Source organism: Cedecea lapagei, assembly GCF_900635955.1.
Lineage (GTDB): Bacteria > Pseudomonadota > Gammaproteobacteria > Enterobacterales > Enterobacteriaceae > Cedecea > Cedecea lapagei.
The window spans coordinates 3,837,330-3,857,772 of record NZ_LR134201.1; the positions used below are offsets into that span (position 1 = coordinate 3,837,330).

Consider the following 20,443-nt stretch of genomic DNA (forward strand, 5'->3'; position numbering starts at 1 on the left):
ATTTAGCGAACCTTCAGCGTAGCCAGGCCAATCAGCACCAGCATCAGCGAAATAATCCAGAAGCGCACAATGACGCGCGGCTCCGGCCAGCCTTTCAACTCATAGTGGTGGTGAATCGGCGCCATACGGAAGATGCGCTGCCCGCGGAGCTTGAACGAGCCAACCTGCAGGATAACCGACAGGGTTTCGACGACGAATACGCCACCCATAATCACCAGCAGGAACTCCTGACGCAGCAGTACAGCGATAGTCCCCAGCGCACCGCCAAGAGCCAGAGAGCCCACGTCGCCCATAAAGACCTGGGCCGGATAGGTGTTGAACCACAGGAAACCAAGACCCGCGCCGACTATCGCCGTGCAGACGATAACCAGCTCGCCCGCGTGGCGCAGGTAAGGAATATGCAGGTAACCCGCAAAATTCATATTACCCGTCGCCCACGCCACCAGCGCAAAACCTGCAGCCACGAATACGGTAGGCATAATCGCCAGGCCATCAAGGCCATCGGTCAGGTTTACCGCGTTCCCGGTGCCGACAATCACAAAGTACGCCAGCAGCACATAGAACAGGCCAAGCTGCGGCATCACGTCCTTGAAGAAAGGCACAACCAGCTCGGTAGCTGGCGTCCCCTTCCCGGCGGCGTACATGGTGAAGGCCACGACCAGCGCAATCACCGACATCCAGAAGTATTTCCAGCGAGCGATCAGGCCTTTCGTGTCCTTACGAACCACTTTCCGGTAATCATCGACAAAACCTACGATCCCGAAGCCTATCAGCACGAACAGCACGCACCAGACGTAAGGGTTAGAGGGATAAGCCCACATCAATACGGACACCACAATGGCGGTCAGGATCATGATCCCTCCCATGGTTGGCGTCCCTTTCTTGCTGAAATGCGACTCAGGACCGTCGTTACGCACAACCTGCCCGAAGGAGAGTTGCTGTAAACGCGCGATCATCCGCGGCCCCATCCACAGGGAGATAAACAGAGCGGTCAGCAGGCTGACAATGGCGCGAAACGTCAGATAGGAAAAGACGTTAAAGCCCGAATAATATTTGACCAAATGTTCGGCCAGCCAAACTAGCATGCTTGTTTCTCCTGTAATGCGCGAACCACCTCTTCCATGGCCGCACTACGTGAACCTTTCACCAAAATGGTTAAAATTGAATGTTCCGCGATAAGCGCCTGCAAACGCGCAACCACGGCCTGTTTATCGGTAAAGTGCTCACCCACTTCTGATGCGTCGCTAAGCGTCTTGCTTAACACCCCCACGCTCAGTACGCGGTCAATACCTGCGGCCTTTGCCGCTTCACCGACCTGACGATGGCAGGCTTCGGCTTCATCGCCCAGCTCGCCCATATCGCCCACCACCATCACCCGGTAGCCCGGCATCTCTGACAGCACCTGCGCCGCCGCGGTCATAGAGCCCACGTTAGCGTTGTAGCTGTCGTCCAGCAGCAGCTGGTTCTCAGCAAGCTGGATCGGGAACAGGCGACCTGAGACGGCTTTCAGCTCCGACAGGCCTGCTTTTACCGCATCCAGCGTCGCGCCGACCGCCATCGCCAGGGCGGTAGCCGCCAGAGCGTTAGCAATATTGTGGCGGCCGGGTAACGGCAGCACGACCTCGACATCACCCTGAGGGGTTTGCAGAGTGAACTCGGTACCGTGGGAGGTGATATGGACGTTCGTCGCGTTAAAATCGCTTCCGGCCGCATTCGGAGAGAAGCGCCAGGTTCTGCGATCGCCCACGATCGACTTCCAGTTCAGCCAGTCGTTATTATCGGCGTTAAGGATCGCCGTACCGTTCGCGGCAAGGCCGGTAAAGATCTCGCCCTTCGCTTTTGCAACGCCTGCCAGTGAACCAAAGCCTTCGAGGTGAGCGGCCGCCAGGTTATTTACCAGAGCAGCTTCCGGACGCGTTAAACTCACGGTCCAGGCGATCTCTCCCTGATGGTTAGCGCCCAGTTCAATCACGGCAAAATCATATTCAGGCGTCAGGCGCAGCAGCGTCATCGGGACGCCAATATCGTTATTCAGGTTACCAGCGGTATAGAGCGTATTGCCGCACTGACGCAGGATAGAGGCCGCCATTTCCTTCACGGAGGTTTTGCCGGAAGAGCCGGTCAACGCTACAACGCGAGTTGGCACCTGCTGACGCACCCATGCCCCCAGTTCACCAAAGGCAAGTCGGGTATCGGCCACCACCAGCTGCGGAACAGCAATATCCAGCTTACGGCTAACCAGTAAGGCGCCGGCTCCGCCCTTCACCGCATCAGCGGCAAAATCATGAGCGTCAAAACGTTCGCCCTTCAGCGCGACAAAGAGACAGCCAGCCGTCAGCTTACGCGTGTCGGTGGTCACGTCGATAATATCCGCATCTGCGCCATGCAGCTGCCCATTAAGAATGGACTCCAGTTGCTTCAGGGAGACGCGGATCATGCGACAACTCCCAGCAGACGAGCAGCCGTTACGCGGTCGGAGTAATCCAGACGGCGGTTACCGACAATCTGATAATCCTCGTGACCTTTACCCGCCAGCAGGACAACGTCATTGTCTTTCGCCTGCATAATGGCGTTGGTCACCGCTTCTGCGCGCCCGAGCACCACGTGTGCCCGCCCCGCGTCCAGCATGCCGGTCAGGATATCGTCGACGATGGCTTTCGGCTCTTCGGTACGTGGGTTGTCATCCGTCACCACCACCACATCGGCATATTGCTCCGCAATACCGCCCATGATTGGACGCTTACCTTTGTCGCGATCGCCGCCACAGCCGAACACGCACCACAGCTTGCCGGAGCAGTGCAGACGAGCCGCCTGCAGGGCTTTTTCCAGCGCATCCGGAGTGTGGGCATAATCCACGACTACGGTAGGTTTGCCGGCCGCACTGAACACTTCCATACGTCCACAAACAGGCTGGAGGCGTGAACCCGTTTGAATCAATTCGTCGAGCGGATAACCCAGCGCCAGCAGCGTTGCCAGGGCAAGCAGCAGGTTGCTGACGTTAAACGCGCCCATCAGGCGGCTTTCAATCTCGCCATTGCCCCACGATGAGCTAAAGCGAAGTGTCGCGCCGCCATCGTGATAAATAACTTCGTCGGCCTTCAGCCAGCGCCCATGAGCATCCGGCTCAAGGTTGTTTTCCATCGTGACGGCAACGGCATCCGGCAGGCGAGCAAGCCAGCGGCGGCCGACTTCATCATCGGCATTGATGATCGCCTGACCGCAGTCATGCTCTGAGAACAACAGCCACTTAGCGGCCTCGTAATTCGCCATATCACCGTGATAATCAAGGTGATCCCGGCTTAAATTAGTAAACACGGAAGCGGCAAATTTCAGGGCCGCCACGCGATGCTGAACCAGGCCGTGGGATGAAACCTCCATGGCACCAAAGGTCGCGCCCTGGGCTTTCAGGGTCGCCAGCACGTGCTGAACATCTACCGCAGAGCCGGTGGTGTTTTCCGTCGGCACAACCTGCCCGAGCAGGCCGTTGCCCACGGTGCCCATTACGGCGCTGGTTTCACCCAGCAGCTGAGCCCACTGCGCCAGCAGCTGAGTGGTGGTGGTTTTTCCGTTAGTCCCGGTCACCCCGACCAGGCGCAAGGCTTCTGAAGGCTGATGATAGAAGCGGCCCGCCAGCGCGGACAGCCGCTGATGCAGCTGGCTCAGGTAAATGACCGGCACGCCGTGCATCTCACGAACTTCGCCATCCGCCGCTTCACCGTCCGCTTCTGCGATCACGGCAGCCACACCCTGTGCTATCGCCTGCGGGATATAACGACGCCCGTCCGCCTGATGACCGACCACGGCCACAAAAAGATCGCCCGCAGCCGCCACGCGGCTATCGAGTGTCATCTCTCGCAGCGCTCTCGCAGGTAGCCCGGCTACCCACGGAGCAAGAAGGTCGCTCAAATTACGATCTGCCACCTGATGCCTCTTTCTGATTAATTACAAATTCGCTTTTTTCACCGGTTGCCAGCGCATCCGGCTCGATGTTCATGGTGCGCAATACGCCGCCCATGATCGCACCGAACACTGGCGCAGAGACGGCACCGCCGTAATACTTACCACCCTGCGGGTCATTGATAACCACCACCAGCGCAAAGCGCGGCTGGCTGGCTGGTGCAACGCCTGCTGTGTAAGCAATGTATTTGTTGATGTATTTGCCATCTGGCCCGACTTTTTTCGCGGTACCGGTTTTGATAGCAATACGGTAGCCCTTGATGGCCGCCTTCACGCCGCCGCCGCCGGGCAGCGCCACGCTTTCCATCATGTGTACCACGGTACGAACGGTTGATTCAGCAAAGATACGCTCGCCGGGAACCGGCGGATCAACTTTGGTGATCGACAGCGGGCGGTAGACGCCATAGCTGCCGATCGTTGCGTAGACTCGCGCTAACTGTAACGGGGTTACCATTAGCCCGTAGCCGAAAGAGAAGGTGGCCCTCTCTATGTCAGACCACCGTTGTTTTTGAGGATATAAGCCACTGCGTTCCCCGACCAACCCCAAATTGGTCGCTTTTCCCAGTCCAAAACGTGAGTAAGTATCTACTAACGCTGAGGAGGGCATCGCTAACGCCAGCTTGGAAACACCGACGTTACTCGACTTCTGTAGCACCCCGGTAAGGGTCAATTCGCTGTACCGCGCCACGTCTTTGATCTCATGGCCATTAATGCGGTACGGAATGGTATTCAGAACAGAATTTTCGTTCACCACGCCACGCTGCAGCGCAGTCATTACCACCATCGGTTTGACGGTGGAACCCGGCTCAAAGACGTCAGTGATGGTGCGGTTACGCATCACGTCTTTTGCCGTGCCGGTCAGGTTGTTCGGGTTATAGGACGGGCTGTTCGCCATCGCCAGCACTTCACCGGTGTTTACATCGACCAAAACGGCGCTGCCCGACTCGGCTTTGTTGAAGGCAACGGCGTTATTCAGTTCGCGATATACCAGCGCCTGCAGGCGCTCATCAATGCTCAAAGCCAGGTTATGGGCGGCCTGGCTGTCGGTAGAGGAGATATCTTCGATAACGCGCCCGTAGCGATCTTTACGCACGATGCGTTCGCCGGGCTGACCGGTGAGCCACTTATCAAAGCTTTTTTCTACCCCCTCGATCCCTTCGCTGTCGACGTTGGTAAAGCCGATGAGGTGAGCAGTGACTTCGCCTGATGGATAGTAGCGGCGGGACTCCTGCCGCAGATGGATCCCCGGAAGCTTGAGCTTCTTGATGTAGTCGCCAATATCCGGGTTCACCTGACGAGCAAGATAAATAAACCGCCCGTTCGGGTTGCTGTTGACGCGGGATGACAGCTGGTCGAGAGGAATTTTTAGCGCATCCGCCAGCGCCTTCCAGCGGTTATCCAGCGTTACGCCGCCCGCGTCATGCAGCTCTTTCGGGTCGGCCCAAACCGCATTCACCGGCACGCTGACGGCCAGCGGTCGTCCTGCACGGTCGCTTATCATGCCGCGGGAGGTAGAGACCTCCTGTACGCGCAGCGAGCGCATGTCGCCCTGCCGCACCAGCATGTCCGGGTTGATTATCTGTAGCCAGGCTACGCGCCCCAGCAGGAATGCCAGGGCCAGAAGAATACACCCGCAGAGCAACGCAAAACGCCAACTGACAAAGTTGGCCTGTTCTTCCTGGCGTTTTGGTTTAAGCGTTTTTGCCGCTGCTCTCATCTGTCGCACTATTCCTTATTGCTGAACTACGATGTTTTCCTGCGAAGGATCGACATGCTGCAGCTGCAGCTTTTCCGTGGCGATCCGTTCAACCCGGCTATGATCGCCGAGCGCATTTTCTTCAAGAATCAGGTTGCGCCATTCAATATCCAGCGCGTCGCGCTCAAGTACCATCTGCTCACGCTGCGCGGTAAGCAGGCGGGTATGGTGCGCCGTCGTGACCACGGAAACGGCAGTGACGATAATCGCGATGAACAAACAGAGTGCCAGTTTCCCATGGCGCAGCAGATCGCCGCCAATCACGCCAGGCAAAGCATGGCGCTCGTTGCTGCCGAGCTGCGTCACTCTGCTTAGGGTTTCTGTCACTCGATTGATCATGCGTTAGTCCTTTCTGCAATACGCAATACTGAGCTGCGGGCGCGAGGATTCTCCGCCACTTCCTCTTCGCCGGGCATCAACTTGCCAAGCGCCTTAAGCTGCCGACCGCCCAGCTTATTCAGCTGCGCTTCGGTCATTGGCAAACCGGCTGGCACCTGTGGGCCACGGCTGTTTTCACGCATAAAGCGCTTAACGATGCGATCTTCAAGTGAATGGAAGCTGATGATCGACAAGCGTCCGCCAACGGCCAGAGCTTCCAGCGAGCCCTTTAACGCTTTCTCAATCTCATCCAGCTCGCTGTTGATCCAGATACGAATAGCCTGGAACGTGCGCGTCGCCGGATGTTTGAACTTATCTTTTACCGGCATCGCCGCTGAGACGACCGCCGCCAGCTCTTTGGTACGCGTCATTGGCTCTTCGCGATTACGCTCAACGATGGCGCGCGCGATGCGTTTGCCAAAGCGCTCTTCACCAAAGGTTTTTATCACCCAGGCGATATCGGCTTCTTCCGCCGTCATCAGCCATTGGGCAGCGGATTGGCCCCGCGTGGGATCCATACGCATATCCAGCGGTCCATCACGCATAAACGAAAAACCGCGCTCCGCATCATCCAGTTGAGGAGAAGAGACGCCAAGATCCAACAAAATACCGTCGATCTTACCGTCCAGTTCGCGCTCACGAGCGTAATCTGCAAGCGCAGAGAATGGGCCATGAATGATGGAGAAGCGTGGGTCATCGATAGCAGCCGCCGCGGCAATCGCCTGCGGATCGCGGTCGATAGCCAGCAGCCGTCCCTGCTCACCGAGCTGGGACAGAATCAGGCGTGAGTGGCCACCGCGACCAAAAGTGCCATCAATGTAGATGCCGTCAGGACGAATATTCAGGCCGTTAACGGCCTCATCCAGCAGCACCGTAGTGTGTTTAAAATTTTCCATCATTTCTAAAGTGACAAGTCCTGCAGACGATCCGACAAGGTGTTTGTCGAACCCTGCTCAGCGTCGATATCTTCCCTGACCTGTTGATGCCAGGTCGCCTCATCCCACAGCTCAAACTTATTGAACTGGCCGACCAGCATTACTTCTTTGGTGAGCCCGGCGTGCTGACGCAAAACTGGCGCCAGCAGCAGTCGCCCGGCGCTATCCATCTGACATTCGCTGGCATGCCCCAATAACAGCCGCTGCACGCGGCGCTCTGCGGGGTTCATGCTCGACAGACGGGCAAGCTTTTGTTCAATGATTTCCCACTCGGGAACGGTATAAAGCAGCAGGCAGGGGTGATGGATGTCGATGGTACAAACCATCTGACCTTCTGAGGTTTCGATCAGCTTTTCCCTGTAACGGGTAGGTACGGCAAGCCGCCCCTTGCTGTCGAGATTGACTAACGTTGCCCCACGGAACATGCCAGCCTCACCCTTTAATGACCCATTTCACCACTTTATCCCACAAAATCCCACATAAAGGAGTTTACGGAGGGGAGGAAAACCTTGTCAAGCCAGCCAGGCCGCCAGTGGGAATAAATTCCCGCACCTAAGCGATTGATTAATGGCTGGCGTGAAAAAGCCCGCATTAGCGAGGCAAAATTAACGTTATGAATATTTGAAAGAAAAAGACCAATAAACATCAACAGCGTTAAAACGACGGAATACCTGGTTTAAAAAATATTAAGTACTCAGTTTGCGACGCGGGCGGCATTTTAAGGTATTTCAGGGCGGGTGAACAGCGCCAGATGCCCGTCTGATGCAGGCCTGGCGCAGGTCAGGAGAAAACGAAGAAGGTGAATGATGAATAATCCAACATTTCTTATCACGCTGGTGTGTAACAAAATAATACAAAGGAGGAATTTATTTCCCGCTGCGGTTTTTTTTAGCAGATTTTTCCCGCTTCATTAATTGCCTTAAAAAATAAGGGTAAATATACGGGAAAAATCTTAATTGAGCCTAAGGGACGGGCAGTAGGCTGTTTCTTAGTAGCGACTTAAGCTGCCGCGGCGATAAAGATTGCGACGGATCCGGGTTAACCCTGGCTTTGGCTTGCGTGGTTCATCAAGGCTTGCCAGCACCAGCTCAAGCACCCTTTCTGCGACATCACGATGGCGCTGCGCGACCGCCAGCACCGGGCACTGCAGGAAATCCAGCAGTTCGTGATCGCCAAAGGTGGCGATGGCCAGGTCTGAAGGCAGCCGCCCGTGACGACGCAGCGTCACATCCATCACGCCCTGCAGCAACGCAAAAGAGGTTGTGTACAGCGCGTCCGGCATGGCGTGGGTTTCCAGCCATTTTTCAAAGAGCTGGGCCGCGGCTTCGCGTTCATAGCTGTTGGCATAGAGGTAGTTAACCGTGCGCGGATCGTCCTTCCAGGCAGTACGGAATCCCTGCTCGCGCAGGAAACTGACCGACAGCTCAGGCAGCGCGCCGAGATAAAGAATGTTGTCCCCGGGGAATTTACGCAGCTCCTCAGCCAGCATCTCCGCATCGTCCTGATCGGCCCCCACCACGCTGGTGAAATGCTCGCGATCCAGGGCACGGTCGAGGGCGATAATCGGCAATGAATCGTTGGCCCAGCGCTGATAAAAAGGGTGCTCAGGCGGAAGAGACGTGGAGACAATAATCGCATCAACCTGCCGCTGAAGAAGGTGTTCAATACAGCGCATTTCGTTGTCGGGCTGATCTTCAGAGCAGGCGATCAGCAGCTGATAACCGCGCTGACGAGCCTGGCGTTCAAGGTAATTTGCGATACGGGTATAGCTGGTGTTTTCCAGGTCAGGGATCACCAGACCGATAGAACGCGTGCGCCCTGCCCGTAGCCCTGCGGCCACCGCATTAGGGTGGTAGTTATGTTCGCGTACCACCGCCATCACTTTCTCAACGGTTTTATCGCTGACGCGATACTGTTTCGCTTTTCCGTTGATAACGTAGCTTGCCGTGGTGCGCGACACTCCCGCCAGGCGCGCGATTTCATCCAATTTCACTGTAGCCCCTTACTCTCCAGGTGATCCATAACCATACCCTGGTCATGGTTAACAACTTTTACATCTAAGCGCAGAATAATAACTCCGGCAACCGCTTTTGCGGGATGTTGTTTGCTGATTTGCAAAAAAAAGCCCGGCAGTGATTGCCGGGCATGTGAGTTAGATCACATTCACGGCTAACGCATGATCTTGTCGCCGCGCGAAACACCGACAATCCCCGAGCGGGCCACTTCGACAATTTTCGCCACGTCACGAATCGTATCGAGGAACGCGTTAAGTTTATCGCTGGTACCGGCAAGCTGGACCGTGTAAAGCGTTGGCGTCACATCGATGATTTGCCCACGGAAAATTTCCGCGCTGCGTTTCACCTCTTCACGCGCATATCCGCTGGCCTGCACCTTCACCAGCATAATTTCACGCTCGACGTAGGCCCCCTGCCCCAGCTCGCTGACGCGCAGCACATCCACCAGCTTATGGAGCTGTTTCTCAATCTGCTCGAGGACTTTCTCATCGCCGACGGTTTGAATCGTCATACGGGACAGCGTTGGATCATCCGTAGGCGCTACGGTGAGACTTTCGATGTTATAGCCACGCTGAGAGAACAAACCAATGACCCGGGACAGCGCGCCTGATTCATTTTCCAGTAATACCGATAATATCCGGCGCATAATCAGGTTCTCTCCGTTTTGCTTAACCACATTTCATCCATTCCGCCGCCGCGAATCTGCATAGGATAAACGTGCTCAGTACCATCAACCGTCACATCAACAAACACCAGGCGACCACCGCGAACGGTTTCCAGCGCATGCGCAAGCTTGCTTTCAAGCTCTTCCGGCTTTGTGATGCTGATCCCGACGTGACCATAAGCTTCCGCAAGGCGCACAAAGTCCGGAAGCGACTCCATATAAGACTGGGAGTGGCGGCCAGAATAAATCATGTCCTGCCACTGTTTTACCATACCGAGGTAGCGGTTATTGAGGTTTAAAACCAGAACCGACAAACCGTACTGCAGCGCGGTGGAAAGCTCCTGAATGTTCATCTGGATACTGCCGTCACCGGTCACGCAAATCACCGTCTCGTCCGGCAGCGCCATCTTGACGCCCAGGGCAGCAGGAAGGCCAAAGCCCATCGTGCCAAGGCCACCGGAATTGATCCAACGGCGCGGCTTATCGAACGGATAATAGAGGGCGGCAAACATCTGGTGCTGCCCTACGTCAGAGGTGACATACGCCTCACCGTTTGTCAGGCGATAAGCCGTTTCAATAACCGCCTGCGGCTTAATGGCCGCACTGGTGCGATCGAACTCAAGGCATTGACGGGCACACCACTGCTCAATCTGTTGCCACCAGTCGCGAATATCATCCCCGGACTGCTGGGTGTCTTCATGAGCAAGCAGCTCCAGCATCTGCGTCAGAACCTGATGCGCGTCGCCCACAATCGGGATATCCGCCGCCACGGTTTTTGAGATAGAAGTCGGGTCGATATCAATATGCAGTACCGTCGCATTCGGGCAGTACTTCGCGAGATTGTTGGTGGTACGGTCATCAAAGCGAACGCCTACGGCAAAGATCACGTCCGAATGGTGCATCGTCATGTTCGCTTCGTAGGTGCCGTGCATGCCAAGCATGCCCAGAGCCTGTCGGTGCGTCGCCGGGAACGCCCCAAGCCCCATTAGGGAGGAGACAACCGGAATATTGAGCTTTTCGGCAAGCGTTAACAGTTCGCCTTCGCACGCTGAATTGATGGCACCGCCGCCCACGTACATCACCGGCTTTTTCGCCGCAATGAGCGTCTGCAGGGCACGTTTAATCTGCCCTTTGTGCCCCTGCGTCGTCGGGTTGTAAGAGCGCATGCTCACGGTGTCAGGCCAGGCATACGGCAGCTTGTTCAGCGGGCTCATGATGTCTTTCGGCAAATCAACAACAACCGGCCCCGGTCGGCCGCTTGAGGCCAGCCAGAAGGCCTTTTTGATGATGCCCGGGATATCCTCAACCTGCTTAACTAAGAAGCTGTGTTTCACGACAGGACGGGAGATACCGACCATGTCACACTCCTGAAAGGCATCGTAGCCAATCAAAGAGGTGGCAACCTGCCCGGACAGCACCACCATAGGAATAGAGTCCATATAGGCGGTGGCAATGCCGGTAATGGCGTTGGTGGCACCGGGACCTGAAGTCACGAGCACCACCCCCGTCTCACCCGTTGCGCGTGCAAGGCCATCGGCCATATGCACTGCGGCCTGCTCATGGCGAACCAGCACATGATCAATCCCGCCCATCGTATGAAGCGCATCGTAAATATCGAGTACGGCGCCTCCCGGGTAGCCGAATACTTGCTTCACGCCCTGATCGATTAACGACCGGACGACCATCTCGGCTCCTGACAACATCTCCATGGTTTTGCCTCCAGGCTCACGTTTTTGACCGCACGCAGACATCATTTCCGCGCCGTCGCTGCGACAGGTTGTGTCTCTGCCTGTATCGTTTTTATAAAGTTAGGGCATTAACATAACCGCTCAAAATCCCTCAGGCAATTATCCACCAGGGCTAGCCAAGGGCAGGCATTTACGCTCACCGCTACAAAACCGATGCATTACGGAGCGATCGTCTGAATAGAGCGGACAGCTATTGACGAATATGTCAAAGATACGGAGAAATACAGCGCGTTATACATTAATTAAACATTATGAAACTGTTCGCTCGGGCGTCTTCGCCGGCTTTAAAGTAGAAAATACTGCGTTTCATAAAAGATAAAGGAAAATCGGGCTGTTTAGGCCCGGAACTCAAAAATAATGCTTGGTTTATTTTCGGCAGCTATTCGCTATCAGACCCTGCATCCATAAATGTCCCTTATCCTGCCCGGCTGCACCATGCCATGAGAGGAAACAGGTGCGTCTCTTCTTCACAAAAGGCAATGAATATAGATTAAGTTTCAAGCTATTAGAGACACTTTCCGCCAGCCATCTGGGCGCCACCGCCACCATCCTTGTTTGTGAGATCACATTCAATACGCAGGTGATCGCCATCCCCTGATAGGCAATAGATTTTTGTTTCTCCCGCGTGTCATACCAGGGAGAACTGAATGAGCAATAACATTCCAGAGACACTACCGCATGCTGCTGGTTATAGAAATCGGCCACCGTCAACGGAGAATGAAATCCGGGATGATCGCATCCTGTCACCAATACCATTTCATCCTCAAACAGAGGAACTCTCTTAAACTCCTGACGAGCAATCTCTTCGTAGGAAATCAGAAAATCAACCTCCTGCTGGCGCATCTGCTGCTCAATACCTGCGTTAAAAGGAGACTGAAAGGTTAATTGGACATGGGGGGCAGCATATTTAATTCCGTCAAGTATGCCCGGCATAATTTTACTGTCCAGCGGGCTCGCAATACAGAGCGCAAACTGTCGCTCGCTGACGAGGGGATCAAAACCGCTACCGGGCAACTCATTCTGTACTATTTGCAGCGCATGACGCACCACGCTACAGAGCTGTACTGCCCTCGTTGTCGGCTGTATACCCCGGCCATAACGGACAAAAAGCTCATCGTTAAAAGTGACTTTTAGCCTGGAAACAGCGTTACTGACGGCGGGTTGAGACATGCCCAGCAGCCTGGCGGCACCGGTAATACTTCTGGCTTTCATCACCATATCGAAGACCGTCAGTAGATTAAGATCTACGTCACGTAGGCGGGGCTTTATTTTATTCAGCTCACTGGGGTGCTCATTTATTCTATCATCCATTTTCCTCTCCAGTTTTGATTAGGTAACATCCCGCAATGCCTAAATTGGAATGTCCCTTATTTATATTTATCTGGTTCCCTGATTTATAATTAATCGACTTACGACAACATCTATTACCCACAAAGAAATAAAAACATCACCAGACAGTCAATATAAGGCCATTCGAAATAATAAGGCCAGAATTGAGACAATACATGAGTTTTATCATATTCATAGAATGAATTTTGAAAAAAACCACATTATCAGACGAGGTCACACTTTTACGCTCTCTTTTAACATATATCAGGATAACGCCCTTTCCCGGCATTTTTCACTGCCGATGCGCCACTGAGTTAACGCCTTATCCCCACTCTCAGGGTGGCTGAGGGTTGACACCAGAAGAGAGATCAAGTACCAATAAATACATCACGAAATTGCACAGGGCTTGAAACATGAATCGCACCGTCCGCCTACCAGGTCTACTACTAAACGCAGCTTATTTGCGCGGTAGACTGGTGGGCGACAATCAGCGTTGATTCAAGCTTCCAGACAGAAAAAACCCGCGCCAATGCGCGGGTTTTTTTATGCTCGTCGCGAAGGCAACCAGACAGATAAAGGACCGAACCATGAGCCAGCAAGTCATTATTTTTGATACTACATTGCGCGACGGTGAACAGGCTTTACAGGCAAGCCTGAGTGTAAAAGAGAAATTGCAGATCGCTATGGCGCTGGAGCGCATGGGCGTAGACGTCATGGAAGTGGGCTTCCCGGTCTCTTCCCCGGGCGATTTCGAATCCGTACAGACCATCGCTCGCAATATCAAAAACAGCCGCGTCTGCGGGCTGGCCCGCTGCGTCGAAAAAGACATTGATGTTGCCGCTGAGTCCTTAAAAGTCGCTGAAGCCTTCCGTATTCATACCTTTATCGCTACCTCCCCGATGCACATTGCGACCAAGCTGCGCAGCACGCTGGACGAGGTGATTGAACGCGCTATTTATATGGTAAAACGCGCCCGTAACTACACCGATGACGTAGAGTTTTCCTGCGAAGATGCTGGCCGCACGCCCATTGCCGACCTGGCCCGCGTAGTAGAAGCGGCGATCAACGCAGGCGCCACCACCATTAATATTCCCGACACCGTCGGCTACACCATGCCGTTTGAGTTCTCTAACATCATCACCGGCCTGTACGAGCGCGTACCCAACATCGATAAAGCGATTATCTCCGTCCATACCCACGATGACCTGGGCCTGGCCGTTGGTAACGCCATGGCAGCAGTCCATGCGGGCGCACGCCAGGTTGAAGGGGCAATGAACGGTATCGGCGAGCGCGCCGGTAACTGCTCGCTGGAAGAAGTGATCATGGCTATCAAAGTGCGCAAGGACATCATGAACCTGCACACCAACATCAACCACCAGGAAATCTGGCGTACCAGCCAGATGGTCAGCCAGATCTGCAACATGCCTATCCCGGCAAACAAAGCCATCGTCGGCACCGGCGCCTTCGCCCACTCTTCCGGTATCCACCAGGACGGCGTGCTGAAAAATCGCGAAAACTACGAAATCATGACCCCGGAATCCATCGGCCTGAATCAGGTACAGCTGAACCTGACTTCACGCTCCGGCCGTGCAGCCGTTAAGCACCGCATGGATGAGATGGGCTACAAAGAAGCCGATTACAGCCTGGACAATCTGTACGACGCCTTCCTGAAGCTGGCGGACAAAAAGGGTCAGGTCTTTGACTACGACCTGGAAGCCCTGGCCTTTATCAACAAGCAGCAGGAAGAGCCGGAGCACTTCAGCCTGGACTATTTCAGCGTGCAGTCTGGCTCTAACGGCATCGCCACGGCCTCCGTGAAGCTGGTTTGCGGCGAAGAGATCAAAGCGGAGGCAGCAAACGGTAACGGCCCGGTCGACGCCGTCTACCAGGCGATTAACCGCATCACCGAATACAACATTGAGCTGGTGAAATACAGCTTAACCGCCAAAGGTCAGGGCAAAGACGCGCTGGGCCAGGTCGATATCGTGGTGGATTACAACGGCCGCCGCTTCCACGGCGTAGGTCTGACGACGGACATTGTCGAGTCATCGGCCAAAGCCATGGTGCACGTGCTGAACAACATCTGGCGCGCCGGTGAAGTCGAAAAAGAGTTGCAACGCAAAGCTCAACATCAGAATAAAGAACAAAATCAGGAAACCGTGTAATGTCGAAAAATTACCATATTGCAGTTTTGCCGGGTGACGGTATTGGCCCGGAAGTGATGGCTCAGGCCCTGAAAGTACTGGAAGCAGTTCGTACCCGTTTTGATCTTCGCATCAGCACAAGCACCTATGACGTCGGCGGCGCCGCCATCGATCGCCACGGCAGCCCGCTGCCGCAGGCCACGGTCGAAGGCTGTGAGCAGGCCGATGCCATTCTGTTCGGCTCAGTAGGTGGCCCGAAGTGGGAACATCTGCCACCGGCGGAGCAGCCTGAACGTGGTGCTCTGCTGCCGCTGCGTAAACATTTTAAACTGTTCAGCAATCTGCGCCCGGCTCGTCTGTATCAGGGGCTGGAAGAGTTTTGTCCGCTGCGTGCAGACATCGCGGCAAACGGCTTCGATATTCTGTGCGTTCGCGAGCTGACCGGCGGCATTTACTTCGGGCAGCCTAAAGGCCGTGAAGGCAGCGGTATGCATGAAAAAGCCTACGATACCGAAGTTTATCACCGCTTTGAGATCGAGCGCATCGCGCGTATCGCTTTTGAATCCGCCCGCAAGCGCCGCGGTAAAGTGACCTCTATCGATAAAGCCAACGTGCTGCAAACTTCGCTGCTGTGGCGCGAAATTGTCAATGAAATCGCTAAAGAATACCCGGACGTGTCGCTGTCGCACATGTATATCGACAACGCCACCATGCAGTTAATTAAAGATCCTTCTCAGTTCGACGTGCTGCTGTGCTCCAACCTGTTCGGCGACATTCTCTCTGACGAATGCGCCATGATTACCGGTTCTATGGGCATGCTGCCTTCTGCCAGCCTCAACGAACAAGGTTTTGGCCTGTACGAACCGGCGGGCGGTTCAGCGCCGGATATCGCCGGCAAGAATATTGCTAACCCTATCGCGCAGATCCTGTCGCTGGCGCTGCTGCTGCGCTACAGCCTTGACGCCGAAGAGGCCGCTCAGGCTATTGAAAGCGCTATCAATAGCGCGTTAGAAGAAGGCCATCGCACCGGTGATTTAGCCCGCGAAGGCAACGCCATCAGCACCGACGAAATGGGCGATATCATTGCCCGTTACATAGCTCAGGGGAAGTAATCATGGCCAGGACCTTATATCAGAAGTTGTACGATGCCCACGTCGTGTATGAAGCCCCGGAAGAGACGCCGCTGCTGTATATCGACCGCCATCTGGTGCATGAAGTCACCTCCCCACAGGCTTTTGACGGACTGCGTGCCCATGGCCGCCCGGTACGCCAGCCGGGGAAAACCTTCGCCACGATGGACCACAACGTCTCCACCCAAACTAAGGATATCAACGCCTCCGGCGAGATGGCGCGTATCCAGATGCAGGAGCTGATGAAGAACTGCGAAGAGTTTGGCGTTGAACTGTACGATCTGAATCACCCTTACCAGGGCATCGTGCACGTCATGGGGCCTGAGCAAGGGATTACCCTGCCGGGCATGACCATCGTGTGCGGCGACTCCCATACGGCAACTCACGGCGCATTCGGCGCGCTGGCTTTCGGGATTGGTACTTCCGAAGTTGAACACGTCCTGGCGACGCAAACCCTGAAGCAGGGACGCGCGAAAACCATGAAAATTGAAGTCAAGGGCAAAGCGGCTCCGGGCATCACGGCAAAAGATATCGTGCTGGCGATCATCGGAAAAACCGGCAGCGCCGGCGGCACCGGCCACGTTGTTGAGTTCTGCGGCGAGGCTATCCGTGCGCTGAGCATGGAAGGCCGCATGACGCTGTGTAACATGGCGATTGAAATGGGGGCCAAAGCCGGGATTGTCGCGCCGGATGAAACCACCTTTGAGTATGTTAAAGGCCGCCTGCACGCCCCGAAAGGCGCGGACTGGGATGAAGCCGTCGAGTACTGGAAAACCTTCAGCACCGACGAAGGCGCGAAGTTTGACACCATCGTCACGTTAGACGCTGCCGACATTGCCCCACAGGTCACCTGGGGAACCAACCCGGGCCAGGTTATCTCCGTTAACGACAATATTCCCGATCCAGAATCCTTTAGCGATCCGGTTGAGCGCGCATCAGCGGAAAAAGCTTTAGCCTACATGGGCCTGAAGCCGGGTATCCCGCTGACCGAAGTGACTATCGATAAAGTCTTTATCGGCTCCTGCACCAACTCGCGCATCGAAGACCTGCGTGCGGCGGCTGAAATCGCCAAAGGCCGTAAGGTTGCGCCAGGCGTGCTGGCCATGGTTGTGCCAGGCTCCGGTCCGGTAAAAGCTCAGGCTGAATCAGAAGGGCTGGATAAGATCTTTATTGAAGCCGGTTTTGAATGGCGTTTGCCTGGTTGCTCGATGTGTCTGGCAATGAACAACGACCGCCTGAATCCGGGCGAACGCTGCGCCTCCACCAGCAACCGCAACTTCGAAGGCCGTCAGGGTCGCGGCGGGCGTACTCACCTGGTCAGCCCTGCCATGGCCGCAGCGGCAGCCGTTGCCGGTCATTTCGCCGATATTCGTACACTGAAATAAGAGGAACTACCATGGCAGAGAAATTTATCCAACATACCGGCCTGGTCGTTCCGCTGGACGCGGCGAACGTCGATACCGATGCCATTATCCCGAAGCAGTTTTTGCAGAAGGTAACCCGCACCGGCTTTGGCGCTCACCTGTTTAACGACTGGCGTTTTCTGGACGATGCCGGACAAGTGCCTAACCCGGAGTTCGTACTGAACTACCCGGAATTTAAAGGCGCCTCTATTCTGCTGGCCCGTGAAAACTTCGGCTGCGGCTCTTCCCGCGAGCACGCGCCGTGGGCATTAACCGACTACGGCTTTAAAGTGGTGATCGCGCCAAGCTTCGCAGACATCTTCTACGGTAACTCGTTTAACAACCAGCTGTTGCCGGTTATCCTGAGCGATGAGCAGGTGGATGAGCTGTTTAAGCTGGTCGACGCCCAGCCAGGCATTAAGTTTATCGTCGATCTGGAAGCCCAGACGGTTCAGGCCGGTGAGAAAAGCTATTCGTTTGCGCTGGACAGCTTCCGCCGTCACTGCATGCTGAACGGCCTGGACAGCATCGGCCTGACGCTGCAGCACGAAGCCGCTATTTCAGGCTACGAGCAAAAACTGCCGGCATTTATGCAGTAATAAAAAAGGGGCGCCTCCTCTGCGCCCCTTTTATTTCAGTCTTAACACCCGCCAGACATTCACTTTTTCCGTACTAAATGCATAATGCTAAAGCGTTATTTATAACGACATGCCTTTAATTAGCCACGGATGAGCCAGCAAGAAATGCCGTCTGTTCCCTTTATCACTTACAGCAACGATGGCGGATTTATGCTTAAAAATCAGGACAGGCTACTTCACTTACTTATCTGTATCGGAGCCTGGATTGGCTGGTATGCATTATCCATTTTCGCAGCAATGCTGCCGGGCTTTGCAGGCCTCTTCCGGTCAGGCATGGCGATACCCGCGCTGGTAGTCTGTTTTTGGTTACCGTACACCCTGATTATCTGGCGACACTATCAAAATCATTATGGGACGTTGCCTTTAGGGAAAGTCACCCTCTCTGGATTGATACTTCCGGCAATAGCATTAATTATTCTAATTATTATTCAACAATTTACAGGATCACCTGAACCCTGGATGCAAAGCATCGACCGGCTACCTGTGCTCAGTTTAGTGCTGTTAGCACTAACAGCCACTTTACTGGCTCCCATTGCAGAAGAAGTTGTTTTTAGAGGCTTTTTGTTAAATGCAGGCGAAGGGTACGGCAAAGTGGGTAAAAACGTCGCTATGTTGATGGCATCCGCTCTTTTTGCCTTCAGCCACTCGCAATATCAGAACGCAACGACCTTCATTAGCCTGTTTATCTTTTCAGTGATTCTTTGCCTGGCCCGGGTTTACTCTGGCAGCCTGATTGTGCCAATAGTTTTGCACGGCTTAAACAATGCAATATCGTTTTCCTTTTTGCTTTTACTTGATAAGCCGCTCCAATAGCGGCTCAAATCAAACGTTTCTTACCCGGCTAGTAAGGAGCAGCGCGACCACCGCAAGCGCCGCCATCAGCCAGTAAACCGAATAGTGACCAAAACCTTCCGCCAGCGCCCCTTGCAGTATCCCCGCCAGAATCACGCCCGTTGAAATGCTGTTGGTGAACAGCGTCGTCGCAGAGCCTGGCCTTCCCGGCATCAAATCCTGAAACCACAGCATGCCAATGCCGGCGATGATGCCGATAAACACCGCATTGAACAGCTGCAAGACCACCAGCGCCGTTTTAGAGTGAAACAGGATCAACCCAAGATAAAACAGCACGCCTGCGGCAACGGCTGTCACCATCATGCTGCGTTTACCAAAGCGCTTAACGTAGTAACCGGCAAGGATCATGGCGGGGATTTCGAGCCCGGCAGCCGTGCCCATCAATAAACCTGCCAGCTCGTCCGGGAGACCGAGATCCTGGCTTATCCATAGAGGCATATCGATGATGTACATGGTGTTGCAGGTCCACATCAGCATCGAGGCAATAAACAACATTCGTACGTTGCTGTCTTTCCAGCCGCTAACCTCCGTTATCGCCACCTCGGCGGTGGGCTCGGCTCGGGCGACCGAAGGCAAAGCAAACACAATGAGCAGCAGTGAAATAACAAAGATCCCGGCAGCAATAAGAAACATGGTGGTGAAGCCATATTTTAGCGCCAGCATAAAAGAGAGCGGCGGCCCGATAACCCAGGCGAGGGAGAGCTGTGCACGCATGATCGAGCTGAACATCACCACTTCACGGGCGGAACGATCGGCGTATTCACGCGCGAGGGCAAAAATCTGTGGCATCGCGGTATTTGCGATGGAGGCAAACATGACGCCGAGCGTAATCAGCGTCAAATAATGGCGGTTGAAGGCAAAAAGAACGCTGTTTGCCACCGCCATCACGCAGCAGACCATAATCAGCCTGCGACGGTCCCCACGGCTGTCCGATCTTTTTGCCAGCAGCAGGCTTACCGCGATCCCGGCAATGGCATTAACGGTATAGAACAGGCCAACCCAGAAGGGCCTGACCTCAACTTCACGGGTTAAAAAGAGGCTAAGCGTCGGAGCCTGCAGCGCGCCGGCAACGCCAATCATAAAAGAGACGGCCATAAAGGCGGCATAAACGGGGTTGAAACGACGTGCACGGGTCAAAAACCAGAGCATGAGCTGTCCTTAAAAGGAAGATGTAGTCTGAGGGATTAGCTAATACGCCTAAAGAGTAAACGAAAAAAGCCAGCAGTAAACAGCTGCTGGCCGGTGAAAAGCACCAATACTCAGTCACACATGAGTCGGCGTGTTGGCGTTCCCGGACATCGGGGTTGTAACCTCCCACTGCATCAAGTCTTCGAGCATCCTTAGTCTTTGCTCCACCGTCAGGCGAGCCAGCCATCCAGAACAAACAAACTGTGTTGCGGCAAAGTACTGTTGGAAAAACCTCGCAGGTGATGACCGCTTCATAGACACCTCCTCGCTTCATCGCTGATGATTATTGACGTAATATAGGGAAAG

General features: G+C 54.6%; 18 protein-coding genes. 5 read left to right on the forward strand and 13 right to left on the reverse strand.

Annotated features, from left to right (window positions below; genetic code table 11):
• Positions 1-2 precede the first annotated feature (2 nt).
• The 11 genes from mraY to leuO all read right to left on the reverse strand — a co-directional run bounded on the left by mraY (position 3) and on the right by leuO (position 12,764).
• Entirely contained in the window at positions 3-1,085 is a 1,083-nt protein-coding gene (mraY, locus tag EL098_RS18675; protein WP_039290277.1) for a phospho-N-acetylmuramoyl-pentapeptide-transferase, read from the reverse strand.
• The gene (gene murF / locus EL098_RS18680; protein WP_126357551.1) at positions 1,079-2,437 is read right to left on the reverse strand and encodes a UDP-N-acetylmuramoyl-tripeptide--D-alanyl-D-alanine ligase; all 1,359 of its coding nucleotides are present in this window, start codon (positions 2,435-2,437) and stop codon (positions 1,079-1,081) included. Before murF ends, mraY begins: the two co-directional genes overlap by 7 nt.
• Positions 2,434-3,921, reverse strand: coding sequence for a UDP-N-acetylmuramoyl-L-alanyl-D-glutamate--2,6-diaminopimelate ligase (gene murE, locus EL098_RS18685; protein WP_126357552.1), 1,488 nt, complete (start codon positions 3,919-3,921; stop codon positions 2,434-2,436). The genes murF and murE overlap by 4 nt, the downstream gene beginning before the upstream one ends.
• On the reverse strand, positions 3,908-5,674 hold the full coding sequence (locus EL098_RS18690; protein ID WP_126357553.1) for a peptidoglycan glycosyltransferase FtsI: 1,767 nt from the start codon (positions 5,672-5,674) through the stop codon (positions 3,908-3,910). Before EL098_RS18690 ends, murE begins: the two co-directional genes overlap by 14 nt.
• A gap of 15 nt (positions 5,675-5,689) precedes the next feature.
• On the reverse strand, positions 5,690-6,052 hold the full coding sequence (ftsL, locus tag EL098_RS18695; protein WP_126357554.1) for a cell division protein FtsL: 363 nt from the start codon (positions 6,050-6,052) through the stop codon (positions 5,690-5,692).
• The gene (gene rsmH / locus EL098_RS18700) at positions 6,049-6,990 is read right to left on the reverse strand and encodes a 16S rRNA (cytosine(1402)-N(4))-methyltransferase RsmH (RefSeq protein ID WP_126357555.1); all 942 of its coding nucleotides are present in this window, start codon (positions 6,988-6,990) and stop codon (positions 6,049-6,051) included. Before rsmH ends, ftsL begins: the two co-directional genes overlap by 4 nt.
• Before the next feature lie 2 nt (positions 6,991-6,992).
• The gene (gene mraZ / locus EL098_RS18705) at positions 6,993-7,451 is read right to left on the reverse strand and encodes a division/cell wall cluster transcriptional repressor MraZ (RefSeq protein WP_126357556.1); all 459 of its coding nucleotides are present in this window, start codon (positions 7,449-7,451) and stop codon (positions 6,993-6,995) included.
• A gap of 563 nt (positions 7,452-8,014) precedes the next feature.
• Positions 8,015-9,019, reverse strand: a complete 1,005-nt coding sequence (gene cra / locus EL098_RS18710) for a catabolite repressor/activator (protein ID WP_126357557.1) — start codon at positions 9,017-9,019, stop codon at positions 8,015-8,017.
• A 176-nt stretch (positions 9,020-9,195) separates the two neighbouring features.
• Complete coding sequence (gene ilvN, locus EL098_RS18715) at positions 9,196-9,687, reverse strand: acetolactate synthase small subunit (RefSeq protein WP_126358510.1); 492 nt, start codon at positions 9,685-9,687, stop codon at positions 9,196-9,198.
• Positions 9,688-9,689: 2 nt separating this feature from the next.
• Positions 9,690-11,414, reverse strand: coding sequence for an acetolactate synthase 3 large subunit (gene ilvI / locus EL098_RS18720; protein WP_126357558.1), 1,725 nt, complete (start codon positions 11,412-11,414; stop codon positions 9,690-9,692).
• A gap of 405 nt (positions 11,415-11,819) precedes the next feature.
• Positions 11,820-12,764 carry a transcriptional regulator LeuO gene (leuO, locus tag EL098_RS18725; RefSeq protein ID WP_126357559.1) on the reverse strand — a complete coding sequence of 315 codons (945 nt, stop codon included), beginning with the start codon at positions 12,762-12,764 and terminating at the stop codon, positions 11,820-11,822.
• A gap of 605 nt (positions 12,765-13,369) precedes the next feature.
• Here leuO and leuA point away from each other — a divergent pair.
• The 5 genes from leuA (at position 13,370) to EL098_RS18755 (ending at position 18,910) form a co-directional block, all read left to right on the forward strand.
• Positions 13,370-14,947 carry a 2-isopropylmalate synthase gene (leuA, locus tag EL098_RS18735; protein WP_126357560.1) on the forward strand — a complete coding sequence of 526 codons (1,578 nt, stop codon included), beginning with the start codon at positions 13,370-13,372 and terminating at the stop codon, positions 14,945-14,947.
• Positions 14,947-16,038 (forward strand): 3-isopropylmalate dehydrogenase, encoded by a 1,092-nt coding sequence (leuB, locus tag EL098_RS18740; protein ID WP_126357561.1) that lies wholly within the window; start codon positions 14,947-14,949, stop codon positions 16,036-16,038. Before leuA ends, leuB begins: the two co-directional genes overlap by 1 nt.
• Positions 16,039-16,040: 2 nt before the next feature.
• Entirely contained in the window at positions 16,041-17,441 is a 1,401-nt protein-coding gene (gene leuC, locus EL098_RS18745; protein WP_126357562.1) for a 3-isopropylmalate dehydratase large subunit, read from the forward strand.
• An 11-nt stretch (positions 17,442-17,452) separates the two neighbouring features.
• Entirely contained in the window at positions 17,453-18,058 is a 606-nt protein-coding gene (leuD, locus tag EL098_RS18750; RefSeq protein WP_126357563.1) for a 3-isopropylmalate dehydratase small subunit, read from the forward strand.
• 129 nt (positions 18,059-18,187) lie between these two features.
• Entirely contained in the window at positions 18,188-18,910 is a 723-nt protein-coding gene (locus EL098_RS18755; RefSeq protein ID WP_126357564.1) for a CPBP family intramembrane glutamic endopeptidase, read from the forward strand.
• A gap of 9 nt (positions 18,911-18,919) precedes the next feature.
• Here EL098_RS18755 and EL098_RS18760 read toward each other — a convergent pair whose 3' ends face one another.
• A complete protein-coding gene (locus EL098_RS18760) occupies positions 18,920-20,098 on the reverse strand; it encodes a sugar efflux transporter (RefSeq protein ID WP_126357565.1) in 1,179 nt (392 codons plus the stop codon).
• A 114-nt stretch (positions 20,099-20,212) separates the two neighbouring features.
• Positions 20,213-20,392 carry a glucose uptake inhibitor SgrT gene (gene sgrT / locus EL098_RS18765; RefSeq protein ID WP_126357566.1) on the reverse strand — a complete coding sequence of 60 codons (180 nt, stop codon included), beginning with the start codon at positions 20,390-20,392 and terminating at the stop codon, positions 20,213-20,215.
• Between the last annotated feature and the right edge of the window lie 51 nt (positions 20,393-20,443).

Excerpts from the sequence above, each read along its gene's own strand:
- ilvN (WP_126358510.1), bottom strand. The coding sequence starts at position 9,687 with ATGCGCCGGATATTATCGGTATTACTGGAAAATGAATCAGGCGCGCTG.
- leuA (WP_126357560.1), top strand. The coding sequence starts at position 13,370 with ATGAGCCAGCAAGTCATTATTTTTGATACTACATTGCGCGACGGTGAA.
- murF (WP_126357551.1), bottom strand. The coding sequence starts at position 2,437 with ATGATCCGCGTCTCCCTGAAGCAACTGGAGTCCATTCTTAATGGGCAG.
- leuO (WP_126357559.1), bottom strand. The coding sequence starts at position 12,764 with ATGGATGATAGAATAAATGAGCACCCCAGTGAGCTGAATAAAATAAAG.
- sgrT (WP_126357566.1), bottom strand. The coding sequence starts at position 20,392 with ATGAAGCGGTCATCACCTGCGAGGTTTTTCCAACAGTACTTTGCCGCA.
- mraZ (WP_126357556.1), bottom strand. The coding sequence starts at position 7,451 with ATGTTCCGTGGGGCAACGTTAGTCAATCTCGACAGCAAGGGGCGGCTT.
- ilvI (WP_126357558.1), bottom strand. The coding sequence starts at position 11,414 with ATGGAGATGTTGTCAGGAGCCGAGATGGTCGTCCGGTCGTTAATCGAT.
- rsmH (WP_126357555.1), bottom strand. The coding sequence starts at position 6,990 with ATGATGGAAAATTTTAAACACACTACGGTGCTGCTGGATGAGGCCGTT.
- EL098_RS18760 (WP_126357565.1), bottom strand. The coding sequence starts at position 20,098 with ATGCTCTGGTTTTTGACCCGTGCACGTCGTTTCAACCCCGTTTATGCC.
- EL098_RS18690 (WP_126357553.1), bottom strand. The coding sequence starts at position 5,674 with ATGAGAGCAGCGGCAAAAACGCTTAAACCAAAACGCCAGGAAGAACAG.
- leuD (WP_126357563.1), top strand. The coding sequence starts at position 17,453 with ATGGCAGAGAAATTTATCCAACATACCGGCCTGGTCGTTCCGCTGGAC.
- EL098_RS18755 (WP_126357564.1), top strand. The coding sequence starts at position 18,188 with ATGAGCCAGCAAGAAATGCCGTCTGTTCCCTTTATCACTTACAGCAAC.
- mraY (WP_039290277.1), bottom strand. The coding sequence starts at position 1,085 with ATGCTAGTTTGGCTGGCCGAACATTTGGTCAAATATTATTCGGGCTTT.
- leuB (WP_126357561.1), top strand. The coding sequence starts at position 14,947 with ATGTCGAAAAATTACCATATTGCAGTTTTGCCGGGTGACGGTATTGGC.
- leuC (WP_126357562.1), top strand. The coding sequence starts at position 16,041 with ATGGCCAGGACCTTATATCAGAAGTTGTACGATGCCCACGTCGTGTAT.
- ftsL (WP_126357554.1), bottom strand. The coding sequence starts at position 6,052 with ATGATCAATCGAGTGACAGAAACCCTAAGCAGAGTGACGCAGCTCGGC.